Origin of the sequence: Ensifer sp. 22460 (assembly GCF_052044935.1) — a bacterium.
In the GTDB taxonomy this organism is placed as follows: Bacteria; Pseudomonadota; Alphaproteobacteria; order Rhizobiales; family Rhizobiaceae; genus Ensifer.
The window spans coordinates 60,258-72,595 of sequence record NZ_JBQENZ010000010.1; the positions used below are offsets into that span (position 1 = coordinate 60,258).

Annotated in this window: 11 protein-coding genes; 9 read left to right on the forward strand and 2 right to left on the reverse strand. The window is 62.9% G+C overall.

Going from position 1 to position 12,338, the window contains the following annotated elements:
* The first annotated feature begins 5 nt into the window (after positions 1 to 5).
* From ACTJKM_RS14595 to rpsO, 6 genes are all read left to right on the forward strand, one after another.
* Complete coding sequence (locus ACTJKM_RS14595; protein WP_057247817.1) at positions 6 to 713, forward strand: RNA-binding protein; 708 nt, start codon at positions 6 to 8, stop codon at positions 711 to 713.
* A 105-nt stretch (positions 714 to 818) separates the two neighbouring features.
* Positions 819 to 3,518, forward strand: a complete 2,700-nt coding sequence (gene infB, locus ACTJKM_RS14600; protein WP_058326186.1) for a translation initiation factor IF-2 — start codon at positions 819 to 821, stop codon at positions 3,516 to 3,518.
* Between the two features lie 72 nt (positions 3,519 to 3,590).
* Positions 3,591 to 3,998, forward strand: a complete 408-nt coding sequence (gene rbfA, locus ACTJKM_RS14605; protein ID WP_063893313.1) for a 30S ribosome-binding factor RbfA — start codon at positions 3,591 to 3,593, stop codon at positions 3,996 to 3,998.
* 8 nt (positions 3,999 to 4,006) lie between these two features.
* Positions 4,007 to 4,942: a tRNA pseudouridine(55) synthase TruB gene (truB, locus tag ACTJKM_RS14610; protein ID WP_057247820.1), complete on the forward strand. Its 936-nt coding sequence runs from the start codon at positions 4,007 to 4,009 to the stop codon at positions 4,940 to 4,942.
* Between the two features lie 183 nt (positions 4,943 to 5,125).
* Positions 5,126 to 6,835 carry a sensor histidine kinase gene (locus ACTJKM_RS14615; protein WP_113512235.1) on the forward strand — a complete coding sequence of 570 codons (1,710 nt, stop codon included), beginning with the start codon at positions 5,126 to 5,128 and terminating at the stop codon, positions 6,833 to 6,835.
* 260 nt (positions 6,836 to 7,095) lie between these two features.
* Positions 7,096 to 7,365, forward strand: a complete 270-nt coding sequence (gene rpsO, locus ACTJKM_RS14620) for a 30S ribosomal protein S15 (protein ID WP_029742369.1) — start codon at positions 7,096 to 7,098, stop codon at positions 7,363 to 7,365.
* Between the two features lie 49 nt (positions 7,366 to 7,414).
* Here the strand turns inward: rpsO and ACTJKM_RS14625 are convergent, their stop codons facing one another.
* The gene (locus tag ACTJKM_RS14625; RefSeq protein ID WP_058326187.1) at positions 7,415 to 7,651 is read right to left on the reverse strand and encodes a hypothetical protein; all 237 of its coding nucleotides are present in this window, start codon (positions 7,649 to 7,651) and stop codon (positions 7,415 to 7,417) included.
* Between the two features lie 65 nt (positions 7,652 to 7,716).
* Between ACTJKM_RS14625 and pnp the strand changes: the two genes are divergently transcribed.
* The 3 genes from pnp to ACTJKM_RS14640 all read left to right on the forward strand — a co-directional run bounded on the left by pnp (position 7,717) and on the right by ACTJKM_RS14640 (position 11,450).
* A complete protein-coding gene (pnp, locus tag ACTJKM_RS14630; protein ID WP_113512234.1) occupies positions 7,717 to 9,867 on the forward strand; it encodes a polyribonucleotide nucleotidyltransferase in 2,151 nt (716 codons plus the stop codon).
* Between the two features lie 81 nt (positions 9,868 to 9,948).
* The gene (locus tag ACTJKM_RS14635) at positions 9,949 to 10,965 is read left to right on the forward strand and encodes a class I SAM-dependent methyltransferase (RefSeq protein ID WP_058324521.1); all 1,017 of its coding nucleotides are present in this window, start codon (positions 9,949 to 9,951) and stop codon (positions 10,963 to 10,965) included.
* Between the two features lie 263 nt (positions 10,966 to 11,228).
* A complete protein-coding gene (locus tag ACTJKM_RS14640) occupies positions 11,229 to 11,450 on the forward strand; it encodes a hypothetical protein (protein WP_058324522.1) in 222 nt (73 codons plus the stop codon).
* Positions 11,451 to 11,528: 78 nt separating this feature from the next.
* Here ACTJKM_RS14640 and fabI read toward each other — a convergent pair whose 3' ends face one another.
* The gene (gene fabI / locus ACTJKM_RS14645; protein ID WP_058326189.1) at positions 11,529 to 12,335 is read right to left on the reverse strand and encodes an enoyl-ACP reductase FabI; all 807 of its coding nucleotides are present in this window, start codon (positions 12,333 to 12,335) and stop codon (positions 11,529 to 11,531) included.
* Positions 12,336 to 12,338 lie beyond the last annotated feature (3 nt).

Consider the following 12,338-nt stretch of genomic DNA (forward strand, 5'->3'; position numbering starts at 1 on the left):
GGACGATGACCGCCTCTGATGATGCCGACAGCCTGCCTTCGGACACATTGCCCTTGGATGGGGGCCCGAAGGATCGGAGCGGCAGCACGCGGACGTGCATCGTCACCCGCGAAAGCGGTTCGCCGGATGAGTTGATCCGCTTCGTTGCCGGGCCCGACGGTCGCGTCGTTCCCGATCTGAAGCGCCAGCTTCCGGGACGCGGCTGCTGGGTGAAGGCCGAGCGGGCGCTCGTTGAAAAGGCGGTGGCGAAGAAGTTCTTCGCCCGCGCCCTGAAGGCGGACGTCAAGGCCGACGCGACGCTCGCCGACGACGTCGACCGGCTGCTCGCCGAGCAGTTGGCCGGCATGATGAACATGGCGCGCAAGGCGGCCCAGTTCATCTCCGGCGCGACGAAGACGGAGCAGGCCGTGCGCGGTCTTGCAGCGCTTGCCGTGTTCCATGCGGCCGACGCTGCAGCCGACGGTGTGCGGAAGATAGACCAGGCCCGCAAGGCGATGAGCTTCGTGGCCGACGATGAAATGGAAATACCTTCGTTCCGTCCCTTCACCGGGGCGGAAATGGAGGGCCTTTTAGGAAGTAATGCTTTTATCCATGCCGCAGCGCTTGCAGGGCAGGCGGGTGAGGGTGTAGTGAAGCGCGCAATCATGCTCGAAAAGTACCGAGGATCCGTCCCGGTCCGGGCCGACGGCGGCGCTGGCAAGCCACAGCAATGACCCGCGTCACCAGCACAGTCTGGCATCGCGTACATTGTTTGAGACAATTTGGAAGACAGGGTCAGGTGATACGCATCCGGCCCTGATCGCTAGGAACGGAACGGAATGACCGACAACAACGACGACAAGACAGGCAGCGCAGCAGGCAAGAAGACGCTGACCCTGAAACCCCACGGGGTTTCGCAGGGGACCGTGCGTCAGGACATGGGCCGTGGCCGCACCAAGGCGGTCGTGGTCGAAACCAAGAAACGCCCCTTCCATCGCCCCAAGGACGAGCGTCCGATCACGCCGGTCGCCGCGGCTCCCGCAGCACGCCCGGTCGAACAGCGTCCGGCTCAGCCGCAGCCTTCCGGCCGCCCGGCCCCGCAGCCGCAGCAGCACTCGACGCGCCAGGAAGCCAATCAGGCCAACCGTCCGCGTGTGGGTGTCGTTCTGAACCAGCTTTCCGCCGGTGAGATCGATGCGCGCCGCCGTGCTCTCGCCGAAGCGCAGATCCGCGATGCCGAAGAAGCGGTCATCCGCGCCGAGAACGAAGCACGCCGCAAGCGCGAGGAAGAAGCCCGTCTCCTTCAGGAGAAGGAAGAGGCCGCACGCCGCGCCGCTGAAGAAGCGGCCCGCCCGGCTGTCGAGCCTGAAGCAAAGGCCGAAGAGGTTGTCGAAGAGCGCCCCGTGGCAGCTCGCGCACCGGCTTCCACTGAGCGTCGCGTCGACAACCGCCCGCAGGCTGCACGGCCTGCTGAAGCGGCAACTGGACTTCCGACCCCGGCTCCGGCCGGCGCTCTGCGCGGCCGTAAGGTCGACAACGAAAAGGATGACGATCGTGGTCCGCGTTCGGGCGCGGGCCCGGCACGCGGCAAGGTCGTGCGTCCTGAGCCTGCCAAGGTTCCTGCCCGCCCGAAGGCCGACGACGGTCGTCGCCAGGGCAAGCTGACGCTGACCGCTGCCGTCGACGAGGATGGCGGCCAGCGCGCCCGTTCGCTGTCGGCCATGCGTCGCCGCCAGGAGAAGTTCAAGCGCAGCCAGATGCAGGAAACCCGCGAGAAGATCTCGCGCGAAGTCATCCTGCCTGAGACCATCACCATTCAGGAACTGTCGCAGCGCATGTCTGAACGCGCCGTCGACGTCATCAAGTACCTGATGAAGGAAGGCCAGATGATGAAGCCCGGCGATCTGATCGACGCCGATATGGCTGAACTCATCGCCGGCGAATTCGGCCATACGGTCAAGCGCGTTTCGGAATCCGACGTCGAGGAAGGCATCTTCAACGTGACCGATTCCGATGAGGAGCTGTTGCCGCGTCCGCCGATCGTCACGATCATGGGTCACGTCGACCACGGCAAGACCTCGCTGCTTGATGCGATCCGCCACGCCAACGTGGTGGCCGGCGAAGCCGGTGGCATCACCCAGCACATCGGCGCCTATCAGGTCGAGCAGAACGGCAACAAGATCACCTTCATCGACACCCCCGGCCACGCGGCGTTCACCGCCATGCGTGCCCGCGGTGCCCAGGCGACCGACATCGCGATCCTGGTGGTTGCGGCCGACGACAGCGTGATGCCGCAGACGATCGAATCGATCAACCACGCCAAGGCGGCCGGTGTTCCGATCATCGTGGCGATCAACAAGGTCGACAAGCCGACGGCGAACCCGCAGAAGGTTCGCACCGAGCTGCTGCAGCACGAAGTCTTCGTCGAATCCATGGGCGGTGAAGTTCTCGACGTGGAAGTATCCGCGAAGAACGGCACCAACCTCGACAAGCTGCTGGAAGCGATCCTGCTGCAGTCCGAAATCCTCGATTTGCGCGCCAATCCGAACCGGACGGCCGAAGGTACGGTGGTTGAAGCCGAGCTTGACCGTGGTCGCGGTGCGGTTGCAACCGTCCTCGTCCAGAAGGGCACGCTGCGTCCTGGCCAGATCATCGTCGCCGGCGACCAGTGGGGCCGTGTACGCGCTCTGGTCAACGACAAGGGTGAGCACGTCAAGGAAGCCGGTCCGTCGATGCCGGTCGAGGTTCTCGGTCTTTCGGGTACGCCGGCGGCCGGTGACAAGTTCGCCGTCGTCGAAAACGAAAGCCGCGCCCGCGAGATTTCGGAATACCGCCAGCGTCTCGCCCGCGAGAAGCAGGTTGCCCGTCAGTCGGGCTCGCGCGGTTCGCTCGAGCAGATGATGACCCAGCTCCAGACCTCCGGTCTCAAGGAGTTCCCGCTGGTCATCAAGGGCGACGTGCAGGGTTCGATCGAAGCGATCGCCGGTGCTCTCGACAAGCTCGGAACCGACGAAGTGCGTGCGCGCATCGTGCATTCGGGTGCCGGTGGTATCACCGAGTCCGACATCTCGCTCGCCGAGGCGTCGAACGCTGCGATCATCGGCTTCAACGTCCGCGCCAACGCGCAGGCCCGTTCGGCAGCCGAGCGTGCCGGCATCGAAATCCGCTACTACAACATCATCTACGATCTGGTGGATGACGTGAAGGCGGCGATGTCCGGTCTGCTCTCGCCGGAGCGCCGCGAAACCTTCCTCGGCAACGCCGAAATCCTGGAGGTGTTCAACATCACCAAGGTCGGCAAGGTCGCGGGTTGCCGCGTCACCGAAGGCAAGGTCGAGCGTGGCGTCGGCGTCCGTCTGGTTCGCGACAACGTCGTTATCCACGAAGGCAAGCTCAAGACCCTCAAGCGCTTCAAGGACGAAGTCTCGGAAGTCAACGTCGGTCAGGAGTGCGGTATGGCCTTCGAGAACTACGAAGACATCCGCGCCGGCGATACGATCGAGTGCTTCCGCGTAGAGCACATCACGCGGACGCTTTAAGAACCGTCCGATTAGAGATTATGCGGGCGCCGGGTTGTCCTTCGGCGCTCGCATTTTTTTGAGGTACCGTCCATGACCAAAGCCACATCCTCTGCCCCTTCACAGCGCATGCTGCGCGTCGGCGAACAGGTGCGCGCTGCCATCACCCAGGTTCTGCAGCGCGGCGAGGTCCGCGATCCCGTGATCGAGAAGACCGTCATCGCGATCTCGGAAGTGCGCATGTCGCCGGATCTGAAGATCGCCACGGCCTATGTCACGCCGCTCGGCGTGCCCAACCATGACGAAGTCATCGACGCGCTGAACCGCAATGCCAAGTACATTCGCGGCCGCCTCGGCCCCCAGCTTCGGCAGATGAAATACATGCCCGACGTTCGTTTCCGCGACGATACGAGCTTCGACAACTACAAGAAGATCGATGAGCTGCTGCGCTCGCCGGAAGTCAGCCGCGATCTCGACCAGTCCAGCGAAGACGAAGAATAGTAGATTTCATGTCCAAACCGCGTAAGCCCAAGGGCCGCCCGATCTCGGGCTGGCTGATCCTCGACAAGCCGCTTGACTTCGGCTCCACTGAAGCCGTCTCGAAGATCAAGTGGCTGTTCAAGGCCCAGAAGGCCGGTCATGCCGGCACGCTCGACCCGTTGGCGTCCGGTATGTTGCCGATTGCACTCGGTGATGCGACGAAGACCGTTCCTTACGTGATGGACGGCCGCAAGATCTACGAATTCACCGTTGCCTGGGGCGAGGAACGCTCGACCGACGATCTCGAAGGCGAGGTCACGCATTCCTCGACCGAACGACCGAACGAAGAGGCGATCCGCGCGCTGCTGCCGAAATATACCGGCGTCATCAGCCAGGTGCCGCCGCAGTTCTCTGCGATCAAGATCGATGGCGAGCGCGCCTACGATCTCGCCCGCGATGGCGAAACGGTCGAAATTCCGGCCCGCGAGGTCGAGGTGCACCGGCTGACGCTCTTGGGTGCCGCTCCCAACCTCGCGCATTTCGAAATCGAGTGCGGCAAGGGCACCTATGTGCGTTCGCTCGCGCGTGACATGGGTCGCGATCTCGGTTGTTTCGGCCACATCGCCTCGCTGCGCCGCACCTTTGTCGCACCGTTTGGTGAAGAGGACATGGTGCCGCTCGCCGATCTGGTGGCGCTGGAGAAAATCGAGAGCGACGAAGAACGCCTGGCGGCGCTCGACGCCTATCTGATCGAGACCGGTGAAGCGCTTTCCAACCTTCCGCATGTTGCCGTCAACGATGATCAGGCGCACCGCCTGAGAATGGGCAATCCCATCATCCTGCGCGGCCGCGATGCGCCGCTTGCGACGCCTGAAGCCTATGCGACGGCACGCGGCAAGCTGGTCGCCATCGGTGAGATCGCCGAGGGTGAGTTCCGCCCGAAGCGTGTTTTCGCCACCGGCTAAGCGCCCGGAAGCGTTTGCCTTTGCCCCATCCTTGACGCATGATCCCCGGCATGGGCTTCCAATCCATCCGAGGTGATTCCGTTTCCGTCCCGTGCTCCGGAGCCGACTGCCGATCGCACCGTCTCTTGCGGCGCGCGCCGAAAGCGGCTGTGTGCCGGTGCGGAACGAAGAAGGGCGACTGAGGTGACGGGCGTGCTGGACGAAGAAAAGCGGAAGGCTGCGAACGGTCTGGCGACGATCGTCGATCTCGTTCGTCATCGCCTGACCCGGCCGTTCAGTTTTTATCTGACGTCGCTGCTCCTGGTGGCCATCGTTCCGGCCTTCATTTTTTCGCTCGTCGTGCTGAAGCGCAGCGTCGACCAGCAGGAACAGGTGATCACGGCGCTGCTGCAGGCTTCGACCGGGTCGGTGACGCGCATCGTCGAACGTGACATCGAGGGCATGCTGACGACGCTCAAGGTGCTGTCGACATCGCAAGAGATCGAAGACGGCAATATGGAGGCCTTCTACCGCAGGGCCGCCACGGCGCTCGCCGAAACGGACTCCTACCTGATCGTCATCGACCGCAAGCACAACCAGCGGCTCAACACCAGGGTGCCTTTCGGTGCGCAACTCAGCAAAGCCTCGGATACGGGCTCGGTCGAGCGGGCCTTCACCAACAATGGTGCGCCGCTCGTCTCCAACGTCTTCTTTGGCCAGACCGCGGGAAAGTGGGTTTTCAACGTCTATCTGCCGGCGAAATTGGCGACCGGTGAGGAGTATCTGCTGACGCTGACGCAAAACGCCGAGAACATGGCCAAGGCCGTCAACCGCGACACGCTTTCTCCCGGTTGGAACGCGGCACTGGTCGATGGCGCAGGCAAGGTCATCATCTCGTCGGATGCGGCCGTCAAGGCCGGGGAACCGTTCTTCCTCGACAAGGTGCCGGCGATCAGCATCGGTGTCCGCAACATCAAGGAAAACGGCACTAAATATCGCGTCGCGACCGAGTTTTCCGTCGTCACGGGATGGCGGATCATCGCCTGGGCGCCTAGCGCGACCGTCGATGCACCGGCCGTCTGGTCGTTCCTGTGGCTGTCGCTCGGCGGCATCATCTTCGCGGGCATCGCGATTGCCGGCTCGCTGGCGATTGCGCGGCTGTTGTCGCAGGGCGTCAAGCTCGTGGCGCAGGATGCGCGCCGTCTCGGCGCCGGCGAACGGATCGAATCGCGGCCGCACATGATCTCGGAGGTCGAGCAGGTCTCGGCAGCGCTCGCACGGGCAGCGGCGGCGCGCGGCAAGGCTGAAAACGAGATCCGCTTCCTCATGCGCGAGGTGGCGCATCGCTCGAAGAACCAGCTTACCGTCATCCAGTCGATGCTGAACCAATCGGTCTATTCGGCCGAGAGCGCGTCGGACTTCGCCGACAGCTTCCGCAAGCGCATTGCCGGACTCGCGCGCTCCACCGACCTGATGATCACCAACGCCGCGCAAGGGGTCGATTTCCGCGAGCTCGCCCAGAACCAGTTGCAGCCGTTTACGCCTGACGATCCGAAGCGCGTGATCTTCTCCGGCCCGGCTCTGAGGCTCGACACGCAGATCGCCCAGACCCTCGGCATGGCCCTGCACGAGCTCGCGACCAACGCCACCAAATACGGAGCGCTCGCCAACACCACCGGGGTCGTCAAGCTGAGCTGGTCGCTGGAGGATGAAGGCATTGCCATTCGCTGGCGGGAGGAGGGCGCGGATCTCGCCGACAAGCCCTCCGATCCGATCCGCAAGGGCTTCGGAACACTGGTGCTGGAGCGCATGCTCGGCATGGCGCTGAACGCCGCGCTGGAGCGGGTGATGCATGCCGATGGCATCGAGTGGCGGATCACCATTCCGCGCGAGGCGAAGGACGAAGATTCGTGAATGCGGATGGGCCCCTTTAAAAACGGCGCGAAGGTCGGCCGGAGCGTCGATCGCGACCGTCGGAAATTGGCCGCGACCGACAAGCTTCCGAGGCCCTCCGGAAGCCCATCGGGGTGCAGGTCCATGACCCTTTCCTTTTTCATCCAATTCGTTTATAGGCACGCCAGCAAAAGGCGCATGCCCGTTGCATTCACGGCCGCAGCTGGACGACATCCCGGCTGACGGCGTCCCTAAATCCTCGAAATCGAAAGGATCATCCGATGTCGATTGCTGCAGAGCGTAAGGCTCAGCTCATCAAGGAATTTGCAACCGTTGAAGGCGACACCGGTTCTCCGGAAGTCCAGGTTGCTATCCTGACGGAACGGATCAACAACCTGACCGAACACTTCAAGGGCCACAAGAAGGATAACCATTCCCGCCGTGGTCTGCTCGCAATGGTTTCCAGCCGTCGTTCGCTCCTCGACTATCTGAAGAAGAAAGACGAAGCGCGCTACACCAAGCTGATCGGTGCCCTGGGCATCCGTCGCTAAGCGACTTATCCGGCGGGTCTTTGCGGCCCGCCGGCTTTTTTATGGAGCGTTAAACGCTCGACCAATGATCTCTCCGGCCGCTTAGGAAGCGTGGCACCCGGAGAGAATCCAGCGAACCGGATGGGCCGGTATCGCGGATCAACCGATGGCCCGTCATGGGGCAGGATTGCAGGATGCTTCGGCCCTGCTTGCCGCAACGCCGCAGATAAGCGGCGCGGTGAAGCGGAAACAAGCCGATTTCAAGCGTGAAGCCTCCCGTTGTCTTGCCCGTGATGCGCCATTTCATGCGGCCCCTCGACCACCCGCGCTGCAACAGCCGCGGAAAGGTCCGCCGCACACGAAGGACAGAACATGTTCGATACCCACAAGGTTGAAATCGAATGGGCTGGGCGTCAGCTCAAGCTCGAAACCGGCAAGGTCGCCCGTCAGGCTGACGGCGCCGTCATCGCCACCTACGGCGAAACCGTCGTTCTCGCCACCGTCGTTTCGGCCAAGTCGCCGAAGCCGGGCCAGGACTTCTTCCCGCTGACCGTCAACTACCAGGAAAAGACCTACGCTGCCGGCAAGATCCCGGGTGGCTACTTCAAGCGCGAAGGCCGTCCGAGCGAGAACGAAACGCTCGTTTCGCGCCTGATCGACCGTCCGATCCGTCCGCTTTTCCCCGATGGCTACAAGAACGATACCCAGGTCATCGTCACGGTCATGCAGCATGACCTCGAAAACAACCCCGACGTTCTGTCGATGGTTGCCGCTTCCGCAGCGCTGACGCTGTCGGGCGTCCCGTTCATGGGCCCGATCGGCGGCGCGCGCGTCGGCTACATCAACGGCCAGTACGTGCTGAACCCGCATCTCGACGAGATGGACGAATCGACGCTCGACCTCGTTGTCGCCGGCACCCAGGAAGCGGTGCTGATGGTCGAATCGGAAGCCAAGGAACTGGCTGAAGACGTCATGCTCGGCGCCGTCGTCTTCGGTCAGAAGGGCTTCCAGCCGGTCATCGACGCTATCATCAAGCTCGCTGAAGTCGCTGCCAAGGAACCGCGCGAATTCGAACCGGAAGATCATTCCGCGCTGGAAGCCGAAATGCTCGGCATGGCCGAAGCCGAACTGCGCGACGCCTACAAGATCACCGAAAAGGCTGCCCGCTACGCTGCCGTCGATGCCGTCAAGGCGAAGGTAAAGGCACACTTCTTCCCGGAAGGTGCGGAGCCCAAGTACACCGCTGAAGTCATCGGCGCCGTCTTCAAGCACCTGCAGGCCAAGATCGTTCGCTGGAACATCCTCGACACCAAGAGCCGTATCGACGGCCGCGATCTGGAAACCGTTCGTCCGATCGTCTCGGAAGTCGGCCTTCTGCCGCGTACCCACGGTTCGGCGCTCTTCACCCGCGGTGAGACGCAGGCGATCGTCGTTGCCACGCTCGGCACCGGTGAAGACGAACAGTATGTCGACAGCCTGACCGGCATGTACAAAGAACGCTTCATGCTGCACTACAACTTCCCGCCCTTCTCGGTCGGCGAAACCGGTCGCATGGGCTCCCCGGGCCGTCGCGAAATCGGTCACGGCAAGCTCGCCTGGCGCGCTATTCGCCCGATGCTGCCGGAAGCCGAGCAGTTCCCCTACACACTGCGTGTCGTATCCGAGATCACCGAATCCAACGGCTCGTCGTCGATGGCAACGGTTTGCGGCACCTCGCTCGCTCTCATGGACGCCGGCGTTCCGCTGGCAAAGCCGGTTGCCGGTATCGCCATGGGCCTGATCAAGGAAGATGAGCGCTTCGCCGTTCTCTCCGACATCCTCGGCGACGAAGACCACCTCGGCGACATGGACTTCAAGGTTGCCGGTACCGACGCTGGTATCACCTCGCTCCAGATGGACATCAAGATCGAGGGCATCACCGAAGAGATCATGGGCATTGCGCTCAACCAGGCCAAGGGCGGCCGTCTCCACATCCTCGGCGAAATGGCCAAGGCCATTTCCGAAAGCCGTGGCCAGCTCGGCGAGTTCGCTCCGCGCATCGAAGTCATGAACATTCCGGTCGACAAGATCCGCGAAGTCATCGGCTCCGGCGGCAAGGTCATCCGCGAAATCGTCGAGAAGACCGGCGCGAAGATCAACATCGAAGACGACGGCACCGTGAAGATCGCCTCCTCGTCCGGCAAGGAAATCGAAGCGGCCCGCAAGTGGATCCACTCGATCGTCGCCGAGCCGGAAGTTGGCCAGATCTATGAAGGTACCGTTGTGAAGACCGCCGACTTCGGCGCCTTCGTCAACTTCTTCGGCGCCCGCGATGGCCTCGTCCACATCTCGCAGCTCGCTTCCGAGCGCGTTGCCAAGACGACCGACGTCGTCAAGGAAGGCGACAAGGTCTGGGTCAAGCTCATGGGCTTCGACGAGCGTGGCAAGGTTCGCCTTTCCATGAAGGTCGTCGACCAGGCCACCGGCAAGGAAGTTGCTGCCGAGAAGTCTGAGAAGAAGGGCGACGGCGAAGCCGCCGAATAAGCGAGCTTCACCCGAATGCATTCGGGGCGCGGGGCGGAACGCTCCGCGCCCCTTTCTTGTAGGAAGATGACGGATAGACCGATGAGCCGAGATGCATTGAAGACCCTGTTTTACCCGTTCGATAGCGGTGTGATCGACCCCCCGGGCGAAGGCGAGCGTGTTCTCTTTCTCGGCGCTGAGGCGGGCTACAGGCTGCCCAAGGGCTTCGAAGCCTCGATCGCCGCCGTTCAGCCGCTGCGGCCGCTCTATCGCGCCCTGGAGGCCATGCGCGCCGATGTGACGCCCGAGATCACCGGCGAGGACTACGACGTCACGCTGGTGCTCTGTGGCAAGCACAAGGGCGAGAATGAGGACCGGATCGCCGAGGCGCTGAAGCGCACCCGCGAGGGCGGCCTGATCGTCGTTGCCGGCGGCAAGGAAGACGGCATCCAGTCGCTGAAGAAGCGGATCGCCAAGTTCGAATGGGACGGCGATCATCTGCCGAAATATCACGGCGTCGCCTTCTGGTTCACCCGTCCCGAAGACGTCACCGACGCGGTGCACAAGCTCGCCAAGGTGCCGGTACGCGTCGATGGCCTGTTCGAGGCTTCGCCGGGCATGTTCTCGCACGACCGCATCGACGCGGGTTCGGAACTGCTCGCGTCGCGTCTGCCGAACGATTTCCACGGCCATGCCGCCGATTTCGGCGCGGGCTGGGGTTATCTCGCCGTCAAGCTCGCTGAAGCCTCGCCGGGCCTCAAGGGCGTCGATCTCTTCGAAGCCGACCATGAGTCGCTCGAAGCTGCCCGCGTCAACATGATGGCAAACGCGCCGTCGACGCCGGCGCGCTTCCACTGGTTCGACCTGACGAGCGAAGAGCCGCGCGACAAGTACGATCTCATCGTCATGAATCCGCCCTTCCATGAGGCCCACGCCGCCGAGCCGGCGCTTGGCATTGCCATCATCAAGACGGCGCTGAAGGCGCTGAAGCAGGGCGGAAAGCTGATGCTGGTCGCCAACCGCGGCCTGCCCTACGAGCAGGTACTGGCCGAGAATTCCAAGGAATACGGCGAAACCTGCCGCAACGCCCGCTTCAAGGTGCTCTGGGCGAAGCGCTGAAGACCATCAAGGATTAAGCAAGGAGCCGGGCAATCGCCCGGCTTTTTGCGTTCCGGGCCTACAGCGCCGCGCGTCTTATCAGACGCGCAAAGGTCGCTGTAGCACTTTGATTTTCTGCATGTCTTCGTCCTTAAATCGAGGTCGATTTAAGGAGACATGCAGTAGCGCTCCGGCCAACGGGCAGCGACAGTTTGCCTGTTGCCATCGCCCCTGTTCGGGCTCACCATGACGTCGTCGGTATTTCTCGTCGGAGGATGAGTGCCATGACGTGGGGAGTGAACAGGCCGCCCTTGACCGAGGATGCGGCCGAGGCTGTTGCCAAGGACATCAAGCATGCCGAGGGACATGGAGCGACCTCCGAGGTACCCATGTCGTTCCTGAAGAGCCTCTATCACCTGCCGCTGGAGCCGGGGCGGCGCACGCACACGGGGTTCATCGTGCTGGCGATCGTCGTCGCCGTGCTCGCACTGTTTCTATTTCCCTGAGCGGCTCAATGAATGACAAAGCCCGCGGATCGAGGCCGGTCCGCGGGCTTTGTTCTGTTTTCCGGTAAGTTGAGAGTGTTACTCGACGTCGGCCGTCCGCAACGTGTCGAGTGCCGGCATCGAGGTGATGTTGTAGCCGGAATCGACGTAGTGGATTTCGCCGGTGACGCCGCGCGACAGGTCCGAGAGCAGGTAGAGCGCGGAATTGCCGACGTCGTCGATGGTGACAGTACGACGCAGCGGCGAATTCTTCTGCTGCCAGGAGAGCATCGCCCGGGCGTCGGAAATACCTGCGCCGGCAAGGGTGCGGATCGGGCCGGCGGAGATCGCGTTGACGCGAATGCCGCGCACGCCGTAGTCCGCCGCGAGGTAACGCACGGAAGCCTCGAGCGCCGCCTTGGCAACGCCCATGACGTTGTAGTTCGGCATGACGCGCATCGAGCCGCCATAGGTCAGCGTCAGCATCGAGCCGCCGTCATTCATCAGCTCGGCAGCACGCTTGGCGATTTCGGTGAAGGAGAAGCAGGAGATCACCATCGTGCGGCTGAAATTGTCGCGCGAGGTGTCGGCATAGAGGCCCTTCAGCTCGTTCTTGTCGGAGAAGCCGATGGCATGCACGATGAAGTCGAGATTGCCCCAGCGTTCCTTGATCGCATCGATCACGGCATCGACGGACGCAATGTCCTCGACATCGCAAGGCAGCAGGAAGTCCGAGCCGAGCTCGCCGGCAAGCGGCTTGACACGCTTGCCCAGCGCCTCGCCCTGGTAGGTGAAGGCGAGTTCCGCCCCTTGCGCCGCAAGCGCCTTGGAAATGCCCCAGGCAATGGAATGGCTGTTGGCCACACCCATGATGAGGCCACGCTTTCCGGTCATCAGTCCCGTCATGGT

Coding starts and splice junctions, on each gene's coding strand:
- ACTJKM_RS14595 (WP_057247817.1), top strand. CDS start 6: ATGACCGCCTCTGATGATGCCGACAGCCTGCCTTCGGACACATTGCCC.
- infB (WP_058326186.1), top strand. CDS start 819: ATGACCGACAACAACGACGACAAGACAGGCAGCGCAGCAGGCAAGAAG.
- rbfA (WP_063893313.1), top strand. CDS start 3,591: ATGACCAAAGCCACATCCTCTGCCCCTTCACAGCGCATGCTGCGCGTC.
- truB (WP_057247820.1), top strand. CDS start 4,007: ATGTCCAAACCGCGTAAGCCCAAGGGCCGCCCGATCTCGGGCTGGCTG.
- rpsO (WP_029742369.1), top strand. CDS start 7,096: ATGTCGATTGCTGCAGAGCGTAAGGCTCAGCTCATCAAGGAATTTGCA.
- ACTJKM_RS14625 (WP_058326187.1), bottom strand. CDS start 7,651: ATGAAATGGCGCATCACGGGCAAGACAACGGGAGGCTTCACGCTTGAA.
- pnp (WP_113512234.1), top strand. CDS start 7,717: ATGTTCGATACCCACAAGGTTGAAATCGAATGGGCTGGGCGTCAGCTC.
- ACTJKM_RS14635 (WP_058324521.1), top strand. CDS start 9,949: ATGAGCCGAGATGCATTGAAGACCCTGTTTTACCCGTTCGATAGCGGT.
- ACTJKM_RS14640 (WP_058324522.1), top strand. CDS start 11,229: ATGACGTGGGGAGTGAACAGGCCGCCCTTGACCGAGGATGCGGCCGAG.
- fabI (WP_058326189.1), bottom strand. CDS start 12,335: ATGACGGGACTGATGACCGGAAAGCGTGGCCTCATCATGGGTGTGGCC.